The sequence below is a fragment of the Pseudomonas sp. S35 genome (assembly GCF_009866765.1).
Classification (GTDB): Bacteria; Pseudomonadota; Gammaproteobacteria; order Pseudomonadales; family Pseudomonadaceae; genus Aquipseudomonas.
The window spans coordinates 4,815,364-4,834,061 of sequence record NZ_CP019431.1 but is presented as its reverse complement, the minus strand read 5'-3'; the positions used below and the strand labels follow the sequence as shown (position 1 = coordinate 4,834,061).

Below are 18,698 nucleotides of genomic sequence, written 5' to 3'. Positions count from 1 at the left end.
ATCAACGGGGAGCGGCGCTATGCCACATGGCGATTTAATGGCCCATTAGCCAGTGCTGGTGCGGCCCGGGCAAGGTCCAAATCCCGAACACGATCACCAGCACACCGCCGGCCATGCGCACGCTGCGTTTGCGCAACAACGCGGTGACGCGGTCGGCGGCCAGCCCGGTGGCCAGCAGCACCGGCCAGGTACCCAGGCCGAACGCGAGCATCAGCAGCGCGCTGTTCAACGCATTGCCCTGGCTGGCGGCCCACAGCAGGGTGCTGTAGACCAACCCGCACGGCAGCCAGCCCCACAGCGCGCCCAGCAGCAAGGCGCGGGGCAGGCTGGACACCGGCAGCAAACGGCTCGCAACGGGCTGGATGTGCCGCCACAGGCCGCGTCCGAGGCTTTCGATGCGGGTGAGGCCGCTCCACCAACCCGCCAGGTACAACCCCATGCAGATCAGCAGCAGGCCCGCGAGCACCCGCATGAACATCGCCGCCGGGCTATTGGCCACGGCCCAGCCGGCCAGGCCGATCAGCAGCCCGGCGGTGGCGTAACTGAGGATGCGCCCCAAGTTGTAGGCCAGCAGCAGGCGAAACCTGCGGCTGCGCTGTTCCTTGGGAATCGCCAGGGTCAGCGCGCCCATCAGCCCGCCGCACATGCCCAGGCAATGGCCGCCGCCCAGCAGGCCCAGGATCAGCGCGGAGACCAGCAGCGGCGCCAACTCAAGCATGCGGTGGGTCTTTGGGCGGTTGCTCCGCACCGTTGGCTTCGTCGATGGCGGCCAAGTGGTTCGGGTCCTGGTCGTCGAACAGCACGCTGTGGGCCGGACCGTCCAGGTCGTCGTACTGGCCGCTGTCCACGGCCCAGAAGAAGATGTAAATGGCGATGGCCACAATCAGCAGCGCCGCCGGAATCATCACGTATAAAGCTGGCATCTGCACTCCATGTTCACGCGGGCAGCGGGCGGGTGATTGTGGGGGTGCTGTTGGCCTGCGCGCTCGGCAGGCGAGTCAGGCGCAGGGCGTTGAGCACCACGGTCAACGAACTGATGGACATGCCGACTGCGGCCCAGATGGGTGTGATCCAGCCCAAGGCCGCAAACGGCAACATCAGGCCATTGTATAGGCCTGCCCACAGCAGGTTTTCAATAATCACCCGTCGGGTGCGTCGCGCCAGGCTGAAGGCCTGCACCAGCGCGTCCAGACGGTTGGACAGCAGCACCGCATCGGCGCTGGTCTTGGCCAGGTCGGTGGCCGAGCCCATGGCCACGCTGATGTCGGCGGCGGCGAGGACGGGCACATCGTTGACGCCATCGCCGAGCATCAGCACCTTGCGGCCTTCCTTGTGCAACTGTCGCAGCACGTGCAGCTTGTCGTCGGGGCGCAGGCCGCCGCGGGCTTCGTCTATGCCCAGTTCCGCGGCGACGCTGGCGACCATCGGCGAGCTGTCTCCCGACAGCAGCAATGTGCGCCAGCCACGCGCCTTGCAGGCGGCAAGCAGCGCCGGCGCGTCGCTGCGCAGGCGGTCATCCAGCACGAACCAGGCGAGGGCGCCTTCGCGGTCGCCCAGCAGCAGCCATTGCCCGCTGTCGTCTGGCGAGGCGGGGATGGGGCAGCCACTGAGTTCGCAGACAAACCCCGGCTGGCCGATGCGCAGCAGACGCTCGCCCACTCGGCCTTCCAGACCGAGACCGGGCGTACTCAGCACTTCGTCAGCGGCCAATGGCGCACGGCCAAAGGCGCGGGCAATCGGGTGTTCGGAGCGGTTTTCGAGGGCGGCGGCGAGGCCCAGGCACTGGTCGCTGCCCAGATCGCCCAAGGGGCGGATCGCGCGCAGGGCCAAACGGCCCTCGGTGAGGGTGCCGGTCTTGTCGAAAATTACCGTGTCGATCTGGTTCAGGCCCTCCAGCACATGGCCACGGGTCAGCAGCAGCCCGAGTTTGTGCAGGGTGCCGGTGGCGGCGGTGAGGGCGGTCGGCGTGGCCAGCGACAAGGCACACGGGCAGGTAGCGACCAACATGGCCAGCACGATCCAGAACGCTCGCGATGAATCCAGTTGCCACCACAGCAGGCCGATCACTGCCGCTGCGATCAACGAACACAGCAGGAACCATTGCGCTGCGCGGTCGGCGATTTGCGCCAGGCGCGGCTTTTCGGCCTGTGCCCGTTCGAGCAGGCGCACGATGGCAGACAGGCGTGTCTCGTGGCCCAAGGCGCGCACTTCGACGGTCAGCGCGCCCTCGACGTTCAGGGTGCCGGCCGTGACCGTATCCCCGGTCTGACGAGGTTGCGGCAGGTATTCGCCGGTGAGCAGCGATTCATCGATGCTGGACTGGCCATCAAGGATCACGCCGTCCGCCGGCAGCACTGCGCCCGGATGCACCAGCACGCGGTCGCCCAGCGCCAGTTCGCTGAGCAGGATGCGCTCGCTTTGACCGTCGGCCTTTAAACGCAGGCACGAAGCGGGCAGCAGGTTGACCAGTTGTGCCGTGGCGGCAGCGGTGCGTTCGCGGGCGCGCCGCTCCAGGTAGCGCCCGGCGAGCAGGAACAGCGCAAACATGCCCACCGCATCGAAGTACAGCTCGCCGACACCGGTGATCGCGGTCCAGATCCCCGCCAGATAAGCCCCGCCAATGGCCAGGGAGACCGACACGTCCATGGTCAGGTGGCGCGTGCGCAGGTCGCGCATGGCACCCTTGAAGAACGGCGCACAGCTGTAGAACACGATCGGGGTTGTCAGAAACATCGCCACCCAGCGCAGGATTTCATGCAACTGCGGGCTAAGGTCGATATTGAATTCCGGCCAGGTGGCCATAGTTGCCATCATCGCCTGGAACCACAGCAGCCCGGCCACGCCCAGTTGGCGTAGGGCCAGGCGGTTTTCGCTGGCCAGTTGCTCGGCGGCGCGGTCGGCTTGGTAAGGGTGGGCGGCGTAGCCGATATGGCGCAGCTCGCTGAGCAGTTGGCTCAGCGGCAGTTGCCCGTCGGCCCAGCGCACCTGCAGGCGGTGGTTGGACAGGTTCAAGCGCGCCTCGGCCACGGCGGGCAGGCTGCACAGGTGTTTTTCGATCAGCCAACCGCAGGCGGCGCAGCTGATGCCTTCCATCAGCAGCGTGGTTTCGGCCAGCTCGCCTTGGTGGTGCACGAAGGGTTTTTGCACGTCGGCACGGTCGTACAGTGCCAGTTCGTCCAGCAGTTGCACCGGCAACGTCTCGGGGTTGGCCGAGGCTTCGCTGCGGTGTTGGTAGTAGCTTTCCAGGCCCCCGGCCACGATGGCTTCGGCCACCGCCTGGCAACCCGGGCAGCACAGCTCGCGGCGCTCGCCGAGGATCACGGCGGTAAAGCGGCTGCCCGGCGGGACGGGCAGGGCGCAGTGGTAGCAGGGGGTTGGGGTGGTCATGGTTATGGATCTTGGTTGGCGCGAAGCGCGGCTTTTACTTTTTCAGGTCTTCGGCGCCCTGCAACGGTTCATCACCCAGCAATAAGTCCTTGTCGTGGCTGACCTCCTCTTCTTCGAACAGGCGCCAGGTCTTGTCGCCTTCCACACCCAGCAGTTCCACGAAGCGACGGCCTTCGACTTTGTCGGTGACTTGGCCGATGTAGCGGCCGGGCTCGCTGTCGCTGCGGGCCAGGTTGATCTTGCGATCCTTCTCCGGCTGGGTTGGCGAAATCAGGTTCAGTTCCAGGGTGTTCGGGTTGCTGTAGCCGCTGAGGTTCAGTTCGACTTCACCGGTCAGTTCATCCAGGTGCAGCTTGGCGCGCAGTTGCAGGGTCTGGGCCAGGCGCTCGCGGTCCAAGGAGCGGTTGATGCCCTTGCCGGCCTCGTAGTAGTTGTCGTTGACCAGGTTGTCCGGGTTGTTCACCGCGATGGTCACCATGGACAAGGTCAACGTCACCGAGCAGGCGAGGATCCCGATGATGATCCAGGGCCAGAGGTGCTTGTACCAAGGGCTTGGGGCAGTGGCTAGGGGCATTGTTCCGTTCTCTCTTTATCGAACTTGTGGGCCGATGAATCGGCTCTTGGCTTCAATGTGGACGCTGGCGTCATCGGCATCGTTGAGGATGAACGTCACCTCGTTGGTACTCGACGGCAGTTGTTCCGGCGCACTCGACAGTTCCACTGGCATGCTGACGATATCGCCGGCGGCCACCTTGATTTCGCGGCGGCCTTGCAGTTTGAGGTCTGGCAGGCCAGTGGCGTCGAGCACGTAGGTGTGGTCGCGCTGGTCTTTGTTCATGATCTTCAGGCTGTAGACGTTTTCGATGCGGCCTTCGGCGTTTTCGCGATACAGCACGCGGTCCTTGCTCACGTCGAACCCCACCAGCGAGCGCATGAAAAACGCAGCGGCCAACAGGCTGATCATCGCCAGCAACACCAGGGCGTAACCGATCAAGCGAGGGCGCAGCTTATGGGTTTTTTGCCCGGACAGGTTGTGTTCGGTGGTGTAGCTGATCAGGCCGCGCGGGTAGTCCATCTTGTCCATGATGTTGTCGCAGGCGTCGATGCAGGCGGCGCAGCCAATGCACTCGATTTGCAGGCCGTCGCGGATGTCGATCCCGGTGGGGCACACCTGCACGCACATCGTGCAGTCGATGCAATCACCCAGGCCCTGGGCCTTGTAGTCGACGCCTTTTTTACGTGGGCCACGCAGTTCGCCACGGCGCGGGTCGTAAGAGACGATCAGGGTGTCCTTGTCGAACATCACGCTCTGGAAACGTGCGTACGGGCACATGTAGATGCACACCTGTTCGCGCAGCCAACCGGCATTGCCGTAGGTGGCGAGGGTGAAGAAACCCACCCAGAAATACGACCAGCCATCTGCCTGGCCGGTGAAGAAGTCGAACACCAACTCGCGGATCGGCGAGAAGTAGCCGACAAAGGTCATGCCGGTGACAAAACCGATCAGCAGCCACAGCGTGTGCTTGCTGAATTTACGCAGGAATTTGTTGGCGCCCATCGGCGCTTTGTCCAGCTTGATGCGTTGGTTACGGTCGCCTTCGGTGACTTTTTCGCACCACATGAAGATCCACGTCCACACGCTTTGCGGGCAGGTATAACCGCACCACACGCGGCCGGCGTACACCGTGATGAAGAACAGGCCGAACGCCGCAACGATCAGTATGCCCGAGAGCAGGATGAAGTCCTGGGGCCAGAAGGTCGCGCCAAAAATGAAGAACTTACGCTCCGGCAGGTTCCACCACACAGCCTGGTGGCCACCCCAGTTCAGCCACACCGTGCCGAAGTAGAGCAGGAACAACGCAGCACCGCCGAGCATGCGCAAGTTGCGGAACAGGCCGGTGAAGGCGCGGGTGTAGATTTTCTCGCGCGGGGCGTAGAGGTCGACGGTGGTGGTCGAGTGTTTGGCAGGCGGGGTAACGTCATGTACCGGTATTTGCTTACTCATCATTGCATCCCACGGCGGTGGAGATTTGCCTCGGCCAGTACGTGCCAACCGGGGTCAAATTAGGGGTCTTGCAGTGGCGTAATGATACGCCCCCGATAGCGTGCAAAGGGTGCGACCTTTGGTCGCGTTGGGGGGAATCAATTGATGGTGTAAGTGACCTGGATCAATTGACTTTGGAAGTATGGTCGGTTTTTGCGGGCTAAACCCTCAAAAAACCGAAGATTCAATGTGGGAGAGGGCTTGCTCCCGATAGCGGTGTGTCAGTCAGAGTAACGGGTACTGATCCACCGCCATCGGGAGCAAGCCCCCTCCCACATTGGTTTTGTGGTGTTTCTGGATAAGGGGCAGCCTTACTGCTCCTCAGCCTTCTTGTCCCCATGGGACAAGCTGTAAACATACGCCGCGAGCAAGTGCACCTTGTCATTCCCTTGCAACTGCTCTTGCGCTGGCATCTGGCCCTGACGGCCGAATCGGATGGTCTGCTGCAGTTGGGCGAAGCTCGATCCGTAGATGAACGCGCCGGGGTGGGTCAGGTCAGGCGCGCCCATTGCGGGGGTGCCTTTACCGGTCGGGCCGTGGCAGGCCACGCAGTTGGCGGCGAAGAGTTTTTCGCCGTTGGCCACGTCAGCCTTGACGCCCTCTGGCAGTTTACGGCCGTCGAGTTGGGTGACCACGTAGGCGGCCACGTCGCTGACACCCTCTTCATGAATGACCGGCAGCCAGCCAGGCATGACGGCATGACGGCCCTTCATGATGGTTTCCTTGATGGTGGCCGGCTCGCCCCCCCAGCGCCAATCGGCGTCGGTCAGGTTGGGGAAGCCGTAGGCGCCCTTGGCGTCGGAGCCGTGGCACACCGAGCAGTTGGAGGCGAACAGGCGGCCACCCATCTTCAGGGCTTGCGGGTCCTTGGCGACTTCTTCAATTGGCATCGACGCGAACTTGGCGAAGATCGGCCCGAACTTGGCGTCCGACCGGGCCATTTCCTTTTCCCATTCGTGCACGCCGGTCCAACCGGTCTGGCCGTTGGCAAACGGGGTTTGCTTGTCGTTGTCGAGGTAGTTGTAGCCCGGCAGCAGGCCTTTCCAGTTGCCCAGGCCGGGGTACAGCACCAAGTAACCGAGGGCAAAGATGATGGTGCCGACGAACAGCATGAACCACCATTTGGGCAGTGGGTTGTCGTACTCCTCGATGCCATCGAACGAGTGGCCGACGGTTTCGTCGGTTTGCTCGGCGCGCTGGCCCTTGCGGGTCGACAGCAGCAGCCAGGTCAGGGCGAAGATGGTACCCAGACTGAGGACTGTGACGTACAGACTCCAGAACGTAGTCATTCTTTGTTACTCCTAGAAGCTTGCTCGACGTGCTTGATGGCTTCGGGATCATCCGCAAAGGGCAGCAAGGTCGCGTCTTCAAACTCCGACTTGCGCTTGGGGCTGAACACCCACAACGCCAGGCCGATAAAGGCCACCATCACCACAACGGTGCCCAGGCCACGAATCATCCCGATATCCATGAAGAATCACCGTTTGCTTTTGATGATGGTGCCCAGGCCTTGCAGGTAGGCCACCAATGCGTCCATTTCGGTCTTGCCCTTGACGGCTGCGGCTGCACCGGCGATGTCTTCGTCGGTGTAGGGCACGCCCAGGGTGCGCAAGACTTCCATCTTCTTCGCGGTGTCCTTGCCGTCGAGCTTGTTTTCCACGAGGAACGGGTACGCCGGCATTTTCGACTCAGGCACCACGTTGCGCGGGTTGTACAAGTGCGCACGCTGCCAGTCATCAGAGTAACGCCCGCCCACACGGGCGAGGTCCGGGCCGGTACGTTTGGAACCCCACAGGAACGGGTGGTCCCACACACTTTCACCGGCGACCGAGTAGTGGCCGTAGCGTTCGGTTTCGGCGCGGAACGGGCGGATCATCTGCGAGTGGCAGCCGACACAACCGTTGGCGATGTAGACGTCGCGGCCTTCCAGTTCAAGGGCGGTGCGCGGCTTCATGCCTTCGACCGGCTTGTTGGTCACGTCCTGGAAAAACAGCGGAACGATCTGGGTCAGGCCGCCGATACTCACGGCGATGACCATGAAGAAGGCCAGCAGGCCGATATTCTTCTCGACTACTTCATGCTTCATCAGTGGGCTCCCACAACGGCGATCTGGGCGGCGGCTTCGGCTTGCGCCGGGTCCGAGGCACGTACGGTGCGCCAGACGTTGTAGGCCATGAACAGCATGCCGGCGGCAAAGAACGCACCGCCCAAGGCGCGGACGATGTAGCCCGGATGGCTGGCTTGCAGCGCTTCGACGAAGGAGTAGGTGAGGGTGCCGTCATCGTTGATCGCACGCCACATCAGGCCTTGGGTGATGCCGTTGACCCACATCGAGGCGATGTAGAGCACGGTGCCGATGGTGGCCAGCCAGAAGTGCGTGTTGATCAGCCCGACGCTGTGCATCTGCGCACGGCCGAACAGTTTGGGGATCATGTGGTACAGCGCGCCGATGGAGATCATCGCCACCCAGCCGAGGGCACCGGCGTGTACATGGCCGATGGTCCAGTCGGTGTAGTGGGACAGCGAGTTGACGGTCTTGATCGCCATCATCGGCCCTTCGAAGGTCGACATGCCGTAGAACGCCAGGGAGACCACGAGGAAACGCAGGATCGGGTCGGTGCGCAATTTATGCCAGGCGCCCGACAGGGTCATCATGCCGTTGATCATGCCGCCCCAGCTCGGGGCCAGCAGGATGATCGACATCGCCATGCCCAGGGACTGCGCCCAATCCGGCAGCGCGGTGTAGTGCAAGTGGTGCGGGCCGGCCCAGATGTACAGGGTGATCAGTGCCCAGAAGTGCACGATGGACAAGCGGTAGGAGTAAATAGGACGTTCGGCCTGTTTCGGCACGAAGTAGTACATCATCCCCAGGAAACCGGTGGTCAGGAAAAAACCTACGGCATTGTGCCCGTACCACCACTGGATCATCGCGTCCGTCGCACCGGCATAGGCCGAGTAGGACTTGAACAGGCTCACCGGCAACGACGCGTGGTTGACGATGTGCAGCATCGCCGTGACCACGATGAACGCACCATAGAACCAGTTGCCCACGTAGATGTGCTTGGTCTTGCGCTTGACGATGGTGCCGAAGAACACCGCGCCGTAGGTCACCCACACAATCGCCAGCAAAATGGCGATCGGCCATTCCAGCTCGGCGTATTCCTTGGTGGTGGTGTAGCCCAGCGGCAGGCTGACGATGGCGCCGACGATGACTGCTTGCCAACCCCAGAAGGTAAAGGCGGCGAGGCCGTCGGAGATCAGTCGTGTCTGGCAGGTGCGCTGCACGACATAGTAGGAGGTGGCAAACAATGCACATCCGCCGAAGGCGAAAATCACAAGGTTCGTGTGCAGCGGGCGCAGGCGACCGAAGGTCGTCCAGGGCAAGTCGAAATTCAATTCCGGCCAGACCAGTTGCGAGGCGATGAACACCCCGAGCCCCATGCCAAGGATCCCCCAGACCACCGTCATGATGGCGAACTGGCGGACTACCTTATAGTTATAAGCAGTCGGACTGATTGCTGTGCTCATTCTAAGGTTCCACGGTTTAGGTTTTTTTATAGGTAAAATCGGCCGCAAGTATGTAGAAAGCGAGGGGCCATTGCAACGCAATGGCTGACCTGGATCAATGCGTTCCACGCCAGATTCTGCGCCCTTTCCATGTTTGGTGTAAGGACAAAATCGGAAATCGAAAGCTGATCGAGTGGACAGGAAATTTGCGGGGTCGCAACGACAGCCGTTGCGTACGCCGGAATCGGTCCGCTGTGGGGCAAGCGTAGACCCGAATGGCGAGGGGGGAAAGTTGTGCTTTGGAAGGGGTGCGACGCTTTGTCACTGTGGCGAGGGCGCTGCCGCCCCGGAGCGGGGCGGCAGTCGAAGGTTACTGAGCGGGGCTTTCTGGCGTTGCGCCATCAGCGTTATGGGACAGGCTATACACGTAGGCGGCCAGCAGATGCACTTTGTCGTTGCCTTGCAGCACTTCCTGCGCCGGCATTTGACCTTGGCGGCCATGGCGAATGGTCTGCTGCAACTGCGCCAGGCTGGTGCCGTAGATATAGCCGCCTGGCAGCGTCAGGTTCGGCGCCCCCATGATTTCCATACCGTGGCCTTCCGGCCCGTGGCACGCCACGCAGGTGGTGTTGAATGCGGCTTTGCCCGCATCCAGGTCGGCGGTGCTGTCGGCCGGCAGTGGCAACTTGGCCAGATCGTGACGGACATAGGCGGCGACGTTCTTCACCCCTTCATCGCCCAGCATTTCACCCCAGGCCGGCATCGCCGCGTGGCGACCGTTCAGGATGGTGGTCTTGATCGCCTCAGCCGAACCGCCCCAGCGCCAGATGTTGTCCGCCAGGTTGGGGAAGCCGAACGCGCCCTTGGCATCCGAGCCGTGGCACACCGCGCAGTTGGAGGCGAACAGGCGACCGCCCATCTTCAGCGCTTGCGGGTCTTTGGCGACTTCTTCCACGGGCATGGCCGAGAATTTGGCGAAGATCGGCCCGAACTTGGTGTCGGCCTTGGCCATTTCCTTGTCCCATTCCTTGGTCGAGGTCCAGCCGTCTTCATAGCCCGGCAGTACGCCTTTCCAATTGCCCAGGCCTGGGTAGAGCACCAGGTAGCCGACCGCAAACACCAGGGTGCCGGCGAACAGCATGAACCACCATTGGGGCAGCGGGTTGTCGTATTCCTCGATACCGTCGAAGGCGTGGCCCATGGTCTGGTCGACGCTGCCCTTGGTCTCGCCCTTGCGGGTGCCGATCAACAGCCACGTCAGGCCGATCAGGCTGCCGAGGGTCAGTACGCAGATCCATGTACTCCAGAATAGGGTCATGGCCGGTTGCTCCTTGTTGCAGGCTCTTCTTGAGCGTCGGATGGAGAAGGTTCATCGGCGAACGGCAGCAGGCGTGCCTGCTCGAATTCCGCATTGCGCCGGTTGTTGAACACCCACAGCGACAGGCCGATAAAGGCGATGGCGACGACCAGCGTGCCAAGGCCGCGGATGGTGCCCGCATCGAATTCAAATCCCATGGCTCACCTCTTGCTCTTGATGGCAGTGCCGAGCACTTGCAGGTATGAAACCAGCGCGTCCATCTCGGTCTTGCCCTTGAGGCTGGCGACAGCGGCAGTGATGTCGTCGTCGGTGTACGGCACGCCGAGGGTGCGCATCACCTTTAACTTGGTTTCGGTGTGGCTGCTGTCGACCTGGGCCGTGACGAGCCACGGGTAGGCCGGCATTTTCGACTCGGGCACCACGTTGCGCGGGTTGTACAAGTGCGCGCGGTGCCAATCGTCCGAGTAGCGGGCGCCGACGCGGGCCAGGTCTGGGCCGGTGCGCTTGGAGCCCCACAGGAACGGGTGGTCCCACACGCTCTCGCCCGCCACCGAGTAGTGGCCGTAGCGTTCGGTTTCGGCGCGGAACGGGCGGATCATCTGCGAGTGGCACTGTACGCAGCCTTCGCGGATGTAGATGTCACGGCCTTCCAGCTGCAGCGCGGTGTAGGGCTTCATGCCTTCGACCGGCTTGTTGGTCACGTCCTGGAAGAACAGCGGGACGATCTGGGTCAGGCCGCCGATGCTCACGGCGAGCACCATCAGCAGCATCAGCAGGCCGACGTTCTTTTCAATCGTTTCGTGTTTCATCACAGACTCCTCAGGCCAGCTGCGCAGTGGTAGTGGCGTCGACTGGCTGCGGCGAACGCACGGTGCGCCAGGTGTTGTAAGCCATCAGGAACATACCGCTGAGGAACACTGCACCGCCCACCAGTCGCACGATGAAGCCTGGGTGGCTGGCCACCAGGGTTTCGACGAAGGAGTAGGTCAAAGTGCCGTCTTCATTGATCGCACGCCACATCAGGCCCTGGGCGATGCCGTTGACCCACATCGAGGCGATGTAGAGCACGGTGCCGATGGTGGCCAGCCAGAAGTGCGCGTTGATCAGGCCGAGGCTGTACATCTGCTCGCGACCGAAGATTTTCGGGATCATGTGGTACAGCGCGCCGATGGAAATCATCGCCACCCAGCCCAGAGCCCCGGCGTGTACGTGGCCGATGGTCCAGTCGGTGTAGTGGGAGAGGGCGTTGACGGTCTTGATCGCCATCATCGGGCCTTCGAAGGTCGACATGCCGTAGAACGCCAGGGAGACCACGAGGAAGCGCAGGATCGGGTCGCTGCGCAACTTATGCCAGGCGCCCGACAGGGTCATCATGCCGTTGATCATGCCGCCCCAGCTCGGTGCCAGCAGCACCAGCGACATCACCATGCCCAGGGACTGTGCCCAGTCCGGCAGCGCGGTGTAGTGCAAATGGTGCGGACCGGCCCAGATGTACAGGGTGATCAGTGCCCAGAAGTGCACGATGGACAAGCGGTAGGAATACACCGGACGCTCGGCCTGCTTGGGCACGAAGTAGTACATCATCCCCAAGAAGCCAGCGGTGAGGAAAAAGCCTACCGCGTTGTGCCCATACCACCATTGCACCATGGCATCCGTCGCACCGCCGTAAAGGCTGTAGGACTTGGTCAGGCTGACCGGGATTTCCAGGTTGTTGACGATATGCAGGATCGCCACGGTGATGATGAACGCACCGAAGAACCAGTTACCAACGTAGATGTGCTTGGTGTTGCGCTTCATCACCGTGCCGAAGAACACGATGGCGTAGGCCACCCAGACGATGGTGATCAGAATGTCGATCGGCCATTCCAGCTCGGCGTATTCCTTGGAACTGGTGTAGCCCAGCGGCAAGGTGATCGCGGCCAAGAGGATGACAAGTTGCCAGCCCCAGAAGCAGAACGCAGCGATTTTCGGCGCGAACAGCTGGGTTTGGCAGGTGCGTTGCACCGAGTAGAACGAACTGGCAAACAGCGCGCAGCCGCCGAAGGCGAAGATCACCGCGTTGGTGTGCAGTGGGCGCAAACGGCCAAAGCTGGTCCAGGGCAAATCGAAGTTGAGCGCGGGCCAAACCAATTGGGCGGCGAGAAAAACCCCGAGCCCCATGCCGACGATGCCCCACACCACCGTCATAATGGCGAATTGGCGGACCACCTTGTAGTTATAGGCGGTACTTAAAGTAGTGTTCATGGTTCCCCATCCACGGTTCAACCCAAGCAAGTGCGGCACTTGGGCTGGAGTTATAGGCAGACTAAATAGCGAGGCAAGCATGGGCAAAGAGCACAAGGCCAGTATTGACGGGGATCAATGGGCGCAGTGTGTGCGGGAACGCGGCTGGTTGTGGGATGGGGCGAAAGGGTCTATCGCGCGTACGCCGGTGACGCTGATCCTGGCCCACGGCGCCGGCGCACCGATGGACTCATCCTTCATGAGCGACATGGCTGCACGCCTTGCCGGGCATGGCGTCAACGTGTTGCGCTTCGAGTTTCCCTACATGGCCCAGCGCCGGTTGGACGGCGGCAAACGCCCGCCGAACCCGGCGCCCAAACTGCTGGAAGCCTGGCGCGAGGTGCATGCCCAGGTGCGACGTCATGTCACTGGGGCATTGGCGGTTGGCGGCAAGTCCATGGGCGGTCGCATGGCCAGTTTGTTGGCCGATGAGTTGGGCGCGGACGGGTTGGTGTGCCTAGGCTATCCGTTCTACGCGGTGGGCAAGCCGGAAAAGCCACGGGTCGAGCACTTGGCGCGGTTGAAGACGCCGACGTTGATTGTGCAGGGCGAGCGCGATGCGTTGGGCAATCGGGCGGCGGTGGAGGGGTATGCGTTGTCACCGAGCATCGAGGTGATGTGGTTGGTGGCGGGGGATCATGATTTGAAGCCGTTGAAGGCCTCGGGGTTCAGCCATGAGCAGCATCTGGAGGCTGCTGCGGTGCAAGTTGCCGGGTTTCTCGGCGGCTGTTAGGGCCTTATCGGGGGCAAGCCCCCGATAGCGGTCTACCGGTTAAAACGCTCTACCAGTGAATATTGGGTATTGGCGGTATGCGTCAGCTCCTCACTCAACTGCGCTGAGTTCAGCGCCTGCTCCGAGGTCTGATCCGCCAACAACGCAATCGTACTGATATTACGGCTGATCTCTTCAGCCACCGAGCTTTGCTCTTCAGTCGCCGCCGCAATCTGCGTGGTCATGTCGGTGATATGCGCCACCGCCTCACTGATCCCCACCAGCGCCTGATCCGCTTCCATCACCCGCGCCACGCCTTCTTCGGCCTGGCGATGCCCGGCGTCCATGGTTTGCACGGCGGCGGCCGCAGTGTGTTGCAGCTTGGCGATCAGGGCATGGATCTGCCCGGTCGACTCGGCTGTACGCTGCGCCAGTTGGCGAACTTCGTCGGCCACGACCGCAAAGCCTCGGCCCATCTCACCGGCCCGCGCTGCTTCAATGGCAGCGTTCAACGCCAGCAGGTTGGTCTGGTCGGCAATGCCCTTGATCACGTCGACAACGCCGCCGATCTCATCGCTGTCCTTGGCCAGTTGGGTCACGGTCACGCCGGTCTCACCCACAGCCACCGACAGACGCTGAATCGCCTCGCGGGTTTCCCCGGCGATGTCGCGGCCGCGACCGGTCAGGCGATTGGCTTCCTGAGTCGCGTCAGCCGTGCGCTGCACATGGCTGGCGACTTCCTGGGTGGTCGCCGCCATCTGGTTGACCGCCGTGGCCACCTGTTCGGTTTCCACGCGCTGGCGCTCCAGACCGCTGGAGCTGTTATGCGCCAGAGTATTGGACTGCGCCGCCTGGTCGTTCAGGTGTTCAGCAGTGTCCTGCAACCGCGTCAGACACGTCTTCAGACGCGCCTCCTGGCTGAGGATCGACATTTCCAGGCGCGCCTGGGCGCCACGGCTGTCGGTGTACATCTGCGCGATCAACGGGTCGGACGTGGTCTGCTCGGCCAAACGCAGGAGGCGCTTGAGGCCGCGCTGCTGCCAGCTCAGGCCCAGCAGGCCCAACGGCACCGACAAGCCCGCCGCCAGGGCAAAGCCCCAATGGGAGTTGAGTGACGCACCGATCATGAAGCTGAGCTGGCTGACCAGAATAAACGGCACCCAGTCCTGCAATACCGGTAGCCACTTGTCCCGCTGGGGAACGGCCGACTTGCCCTGATTGATGCGTTGGTAAAGCGCTTCGGCCCGGCGGATCTGCTCGGCGGTGGGCTTGATGCGCACCGATTCGTAGCCGACCACCTGATTGCCTTCGAAGACCGGCGTCACATAGGCGTTGACCCAGTAGTGATCGCCCGTCTTGCAGCGGTTCTTAACGATGCCCATCCATGGCAAGCCTTGTTTGAGCGTGGCCCACATATGCCCGAACACCGCCGCCGGAACATCCGGGTGACGCACCAGGTTGTGCGGGGCGCGTAGCAGTTCTTCGCGGGTGAACCCACTGATCTCGACGAAAGCGTCGTTGCAGTAAGTGATCACGCCTTTGGCATCTGTGGTTGAGATCAACCGTTGCTGAGCGGGGAAGCTACGTTCGCGCTGGGTAACGGGTTGGTTATTACGCATGGTTGTTCAATCCGCAAGGCTTTCAGGGGGTATCGGCCGGGAGAGGAGTTTATTTAACTTATTTCTTGCAACAATCAGCCGGCCAGCATGGGATAGGTAAATAACCCGAAGTGCAGCAGGTTCAAGCCAAAGTGCGTAGCAATCGCCGCACCCAGCCCGCCAAAGCGATACGCCAAGCCATACCCGACGCCGGCGATGCTCGCCAGCAGTACCCAGTGCCAGCCTGCGCCCACGTGCACCACGCCGAACAGCAGCGACGCCAGCAGCAGCGCGAGGTTGTCGCCATAGGGCAAGTGTTTGAGGCGCTGGCTCAAACCGCCTTGAATGTATCCACGGAACAGCGCCTCTTCCACCAGTGTCACCAGCAGCAGGTTATTGAGCACCCACAGCCAGGCCTGGTCGGGCCATTTCGGTGCCCAACTGATCATTCCCAGCAAGGCTGCGCCCCCTAGGGCTGCGATGGCGGTAAGGGTCAACGCCAGGGCGGTGACACAGATAGATAGGCGCCACGAGCGTCGCGCCACGATCCAGGGGCAGGCCAGCAACAACCAGAAGCCAATCAACGGCTTGTCCTGGTTCAGGTACATCGACAAGGGCACAGAATCGGGGGTGAAGCGCTGCGGGTCAATGCCGCGTGCGTTGTAGAAACCTGGGAGCCAGTGCATTGCCAGGCTAAGGGCCAGCACGATAAACAACCCGTGCCCCAGGTAGCGCGCCCACGACGTGCGTTGCTGGCGCACGGCGTACCCCGCGACCAGCAGCAGGGTGACGGACACAGCCGCCAGTACCCCCAGTTGCCCGTAGGCCAGGGCCAGTCCGTAGCCAATGGAAAGAAGCGCCAGGTACAGCCAGGGCAGTGCGATCATGGGTAGTCCTAAAAAAATCAGCGCGCGATTATAGCGAGCGTCCTTCTCGGCCCGCATGAAACCTGACTACAACGCCTTGGCCAGCTTCCCCGGCCGCAACACCAGCCACAACGCCGCGCCAATCAACACCCCGCCCCACAGATGCGCCATGGACAGCGGCTCATCCAGCAGCAATGCGCCCCAGAGCACGCCGAACGGTGGGATCAGGAAGGTAGTGGTCATTGACCTCACCGGCCCGATGGCGCTGAGCAGGCGGAAATACAGGACGTAGGCAAACGCGGTACAGATCAGCCCCAACCCGAGCAGCGACAACCATACGTGCCAGCCCCCCCAACTCGCCGGCGGTTGGCTGATTGCGCTGTAGGCAAACAGCGGCAACAGAAACAACGTTGCACCGAGCATGCTGCCCAAGGCCGACAGTCGACTGTCCAGCCCGCCACGTTGGTCCAGCCAGCGCCGTGCGAGGAAGCCGGCGAAGCCATAACAGGTGGTGGCCAGCAGGCAGGCCACAGCGCCGGTCAACAATTGCAGGTCAAACGCCACCGGCCCGGCGCGGGTCAGTACACCGACGCCAAACAGCCCCAGGCTGACCCCGGCGATTTTCGACGGGGTCAGGCGTTCACTGAAGAACAACCCGCCAATCAACACCCCCATCAACGGCGTGGTGGCATTGAAGATCGCCGAGTAACCGGCCGGCAGCACTTGGGCTGCCACGGAGTACAGGGTTGCGGGGATCCCGGAGTTGATCACACCGAGCAGCAGGACGGTCTTGAACTTGCCCTGGAAATCCCAGCGCACCCGCATCACCGCCAGCATCACCAGCAAGCCGGCGGCGGCAATCGACACGCGGAAAAACGCGGTCGGCACGCTGCCGATCTCCGGCGCGATAATGCGCATGAACAAAAAGCTCGCGCCCCAGATGGCAGCCAGCCCCAACAGGTAAAGAGTGTCGACAGGTCTCACGGAATATTCCTACATCAATAAGGCCGCGAGTGTTGCCCAGTCACCTGCCCGACACAATCACTGTTTAAACGACAAACCGCGTCACCAAACCGTTGAGGTCCACCGCCAAGCGCGACAGTTCCTGGCTGGCGGCCGAGGTCTGGGTGGCGCCAGCGGCGGTCTGGGTCGACAGGTCGCGGATGTTCACCAGGCTGCGGTCCACTTCGCGGGCGACCAGGGCCTGCTGCTCGGCGGCGCTGGCGATCACCAGGTTGCGCTGGCTGATCTGCGAGATGGCGGCGGTGATTTTTTCCAGAGCGCTGCCGGCGCTGTTGGCCCGTTGCAGGGTCTGGCCGGCGTGCTCGGCGCTGCTGTTCAACGCTTCGACGGTGTCCTGCGTGCCTTGCTGGATACCGCTGATCATCTGCTCGATTTCTTCGGTGGAATCCTGTGTGCGCTGCGCGAGGGAACGCACCTCGTCAGCGACCACCGCAAAACCACGCCCGGCTTCACCCGCGCGCGCCGCTTCAATCGCCGCATTGAGTGCCAGCAGGTTGGTCTGCCCGGCGATGCCGCGGATCACTTCCAGCACCTTGCTGATGTCCTGGGCTTGCACCGCCAGGCCTTCGGCCTTGTTCGAGGCGCCGAGTACTTCATCCACCAGGTTCTGGATCGAGCTGATGGTCTCGCTGATCTGGTAGTGGCCGTGCTTGCTGTCTTCATCCGAGGCCTGGGACGCTTCTGCGCTGGACACCGCATTGCCCGCCACTTCGTCCACAGCCGCGCTCATCTCGGTGACAGCGGTGGCGGCTTGTTCGATTTCATCATTTTGCGCCTGCAGGCCACGGGTGCTTTGCTCCATCACCGAGCTCATCTCTTCGGCGGCCGACGCCAATTGCTGCGCCGACTCGCTGATGCCGCGGATAGTGCCCTGCAACTGTGCCTGCATGGTGGCCAGGGCGCTGAGCAGTTGGGCCGGTTCGTCATGGCCGCTCACGACAATCGGCTGGCTCAAGTCGCCGGCGGCGATGGTGCGTGCCACGGTCAGCGCCTGGCTGAGCGGCGCGGTGATGCTGCGGGTCAGCAGCCACGCCAGCAGCAAAGTGGCGATCAGCGCAATAACGATGATCAGGCCGACCACCCATAGCGCGCTCGAATACATCTGTGCGGCGCTATCCGCTGCAGCTTCGACGCCGTTCTGGTTGAAGACGATCAGCTTTTCCAAACTCTGGGTGAGGCGTGTGCCTTGAGGGGCGAGACGGTTGTTGAGCAGGTCGATAGCGTCTTGTTGCTGATCCTTATCGATCAATTCCACCATCTGGCTGACGATCGCCAGGTAGCCGGCCACGTCGGTTTTCACCTGCGTGAGCATCTCGCGCTCTTCTTCATTGGTCAGCAGGGTTTCATGGTGGTCCAACAGGGTTTGCAGCTCGCTGCGATGGCGGGTGATCAGGTTCCTGCTGTTGTCACGCACCCGAGACTCATCGGTGGTCACCAGACGCAAGGCCTCCAGACGGATGCTCGCCGCGAAGGCCGCGCTGTCGTGGATATTCTCGATGCTCGGCATCCACGACTGTTCGATGACCAGCGCGCTTTCGCGCAGCTTGGCCATCTGCCCCAGGCCGAACAGGCCCACAATCACCAGCAAGCTGGCCAACACCCCAAAACTCAGACTGGCACGCAGACCGATCCTCATATTCCTCAATGACATCTCAATGCTCCTTGGGCAATTAGAACCTGCTCCCGGATCGGTCTTTTGACCTTGTTAGGGTGGGAGAGGGCGCGCTGTATATCAAAGTGCCATCATTGTGGTAATCGGGGTTTCCCTTAGTTGGATCCAATCCTTGGGGCGGAATCAGGATTGGAATCGGGCCTGCTATTTTTGCTGCCGGGGTGCCAAGCCCCGCCGTTAGAGGCTATTGGGCGAACGCAAGGCGACAATACGGTGTTTTTATTGACCGTATGGTCGAATTAAATAATTTGAAAACAAATGTACAAAGTCAGCGAAGGGGTACAACGC

Annotated in this window: 18 protein-coding genes; 1 reads left to right on the top strand and 17 read right to left on the bottom strand. The window is 62.2% G+C overall.

Annotated elements, in window-relative coordinates; translation table 11 throughout:
* Nucleotides 1-34: 34 nt before the first annotated feature.
* The 13 genes from PspS35_RS21640 to ccoN (PspS35_RS21580) all read right to left on the bottom strand — a co-directional run bounded on the left by PspS35_RS21640 (nucleotide 35) and on the right by ccoN (PspS35_RS21580) (nucleotide 12,500).
* Nucleotides 35-718, bottom strand: coding sequence for a sulfite exporter TauE/SafE family protein (locus PspS35_RS21640; protein ID WP_159936727.1), 684 nt, complete (start codon nucleotides 716-718; stop codon nucleotides 35-37).
* Entirely contained in the window at nucleotides 711-923 is a 213-nt protein-coding gene (gene ccoS, locus PspS35_RS21635) for a cbb3-type cytochrome oxidase assembly protein CcoS (RefSeq protein WP_159936726.1), read from the bottom strand. The genes PspS35_RS21640 and ccoS overlap by 8 nt, the downstream gene beginning before the upstream one ends.
* Nucleotides 924-936: 13 nt before the next feature.
* Nucleotides 937-3,387 carry a heavy metal translocating P-type ATPase gene (locus PspS35_RS21630; protein ID WP_159936725.1) on the bottom strand — a complete coding sequence of 817 codons (2,451 nt, stop codon included), beginning with the start codon at nucleotides 3,385-3,387 and terminating at the stop codon, nucleotides 937-939.
* A gap of 34 nt (nucleotides 3,388-3,421) precedes the next feature.
* Nucleotides 3,422-3,961: a FixH family protein gene (locus PspS35_RS21625; protein WP_159936724.1), complete on the bottom strand. Its 540-nt coding sequence runs from the start codon at nucleotides 3,959-3,961 to the stop codon at nucleotides 3,422-3,424.
* Between the two features lie 15 nt (nucleotides 3,962-3,976).
* Nucleotides 3,977-5,392, bottom strand: a complete 1,416-nt coding sequence (ccoG, locus tag PspS35_RS21620) for a cytochrome c oxidase accessory protein CcoG (protein ID WP_159936723.1) — start codon at nucleotides 5,390-5,392, stop codon at nucleotides 3,977-3,979.
* 350 nt (nucleotides 5,393-5,742) lie between these two features.
* Nucleotides 5,743-6,720: a cytochrome-c oxidase, cbb3-type subunit III gene (ccoP, locus tag PspS35_RS21615; protein WP_159936722.1), complete on the bottom strand. Its 978-nt coding sequence runs from the start codon at nucleotides 6,718-6,720 to the stop codon at nucleotides 5,743-5,745.
* Nucleotides 6,717-6,902, bottom strand: coding sequence for a CcoQ/FixQ family Cbb3-type cytochrome c oxidase assembly chaperone (locus PspS35_RS21610; RefSeq protein ID WP_003175465.1), 186 nt, complete (start codon nucleotides 6,900-6,902; stop codon nucleotides 6,717-6,719). The genes ccoP (PspS35_RS21615) and PspS35_RS21610 overlap by 4 nt, the downstream gene beginning before the upstream one ends.
* Before the next feature lie 6 nt (nucleotides 6,903-6,908).
* Entirely contained in the window at nucleotides 6,909-7,517 is a 609-nt protein-coding gene (gene ccoO / locus PspS35_RS21605; protein ID WP_003193167.1) for a cytochrome-c oxidase, cbb3-type subunit II, read from the bottom strand.
* Entirely contained in the window at nucleotides 7,517-8,959 is a 1,443-nt protein-coding gene (ccoN, locus tag PspS35_RS21600) for a cytochrome-c oxidase, cbb3-type subunit I (protein ID WP_003175462.1), read from the bottom strand. Before ccoN (PspS35_RS21600) ends, ccoO (PspS35_RS21605) begins: the two co-directional genes overlap by 1 nt.
* A 349-nt stretch (nucleotides 8,960-9,308) precedes the next feature.
* Complete coding sequence (gene ccoP / locus PspS35_RS21595) at nucleotides 9,309-10,256, bottom strand: cytochrome-c oxidase, cbb3-type subunit III (RefSeq protein WP_159936721.1); 948 nt, start codon at nucleotides 10,254-10,256, stop codon at nucleotides 9,309-9,311.
* Nucleotides 10,253-10,453, bottom strand: coding sequence for a cbb3-type cytochrome c oxidase subunit 3 (locus tag PspS35_RS21590; protein ID WP_105523034.1), 201 nt, complete (start codon nucleotides 10,451-10,453; stop codon nucleotides 10,253-10,255). Before PspS35_RS21590 ends, ccoP (PspS35_RS21595) begins: the two co-directional genes overlap by 4 nt.
* A gap of 3 nt (nucleotides 10,454-10,456) precedes the next feature.
* Nucleotides 10,457-11,065 (bottom strand): cytochrome-c oxidase, cbb3-type subunit II, encoded by a 609-nt coding sequence (gene ccoO, locus PspS35_RS21585; protein ID WP_099582657.1) that lies wholly within the window; start codon nucleotides 11,063-11,065, stop codon nucleotides 10,457-10,459.
* Nucleotides 11,066-11,075: 10 nt separating this feature from the next.
* Entirely contained in the window at nucleotides 11,076-12,500 is a 1,425-nt protein-coding gene (ccoN, locus tag PspS35_RS21580; RefSeq protein ID WP_159936720.1) for a cytochrome-c oxidase, cbb3-type subunit I, read from the bottom strand.
* Between the two features lie 79 nt (nucleotides 12,501-12,579).
* Here ccoN (PspS35_RS21580) and PspS35_RS21575 point away from each other — a divergent pair, with 79 nt between their 5' ends.
* Entirely contained in the window at nucleotides 12,580-13,272 is a 693-nt protein-coding gene (locus PspS35_RS21575; RefSeq protein WP_159936719.1) for an alpha/beta family hydrolase, read from the top strand.
* Between the two features lie 32 nt (nucleotides 13,273-13,304).
* On the opposite strand, the gene PspS35_RS21570 is transcribed toward PspS35_RS21575, so the two are convergent.
* The 4 genes from PspS35_RS21570 to PspS35_RS21555 all read right to left on the bottom strand — a co-directional run bounded on the left by PspS35_RS21570 (nucleotide 13,305) and on the right by PspS35_RS21555 (nucleotide 18,389).
* Complete coding sequence (locus PspS35_RS21570; protein WP_159936718.1) at nucleotides 13,305-14,870, bottom strand: PAS domain-containing methyl-accepting chemotaxis protein; 1,566 nt, start codon at nucleotides 14,868-14,870, stop codon at nucleotides 13,305-13,307.
* Nucleotides 14,871-14,944: 74 nt separating this feature from the next.
* Nucleotides 14,945-15,736 (bottom strand): CPBP family intramembrane glutamic endopeptidase, encoded by a 792-nt coding sequence (locus tag PspS35_RS21565; RefSeq protein WP_159936717.1) that lies wholly within the window; start codon nucleotides 15,734-15,736, stop codon nucleotides 14,945-14,947.
* A 66-nt stretch (nucleotides 15,737-15,802) separates the two neighbouring features.
* Nucleotides 15,803-16,699, bottom strand: coding sequence for a DMT family transporter (locus tag PspS35_RS21560; protein ID WP_159936716.1), 897 nt, complete (start codon nucleotides 16,697-16,699; stop codon nucleotides 15,803-15,805).
* A gap of 64 nt (nucleotides 16,700-16,763) precedes the next feature.
* Nucleotides 16,764-18,389: a methyl-accepting chemotaxis protein gene (locus tag PspS35_RS21555; protein ID WP_159936715.1), complete on the bottom strand. Its 1,626-nt coding sequence runs from the start codon at nucleotides 18,387-18,389 to the stop codon at nucleotides 16,764-16,766.
* Nucleotides 18,390-18,698 lie beyond the last annotated feature (309 nt).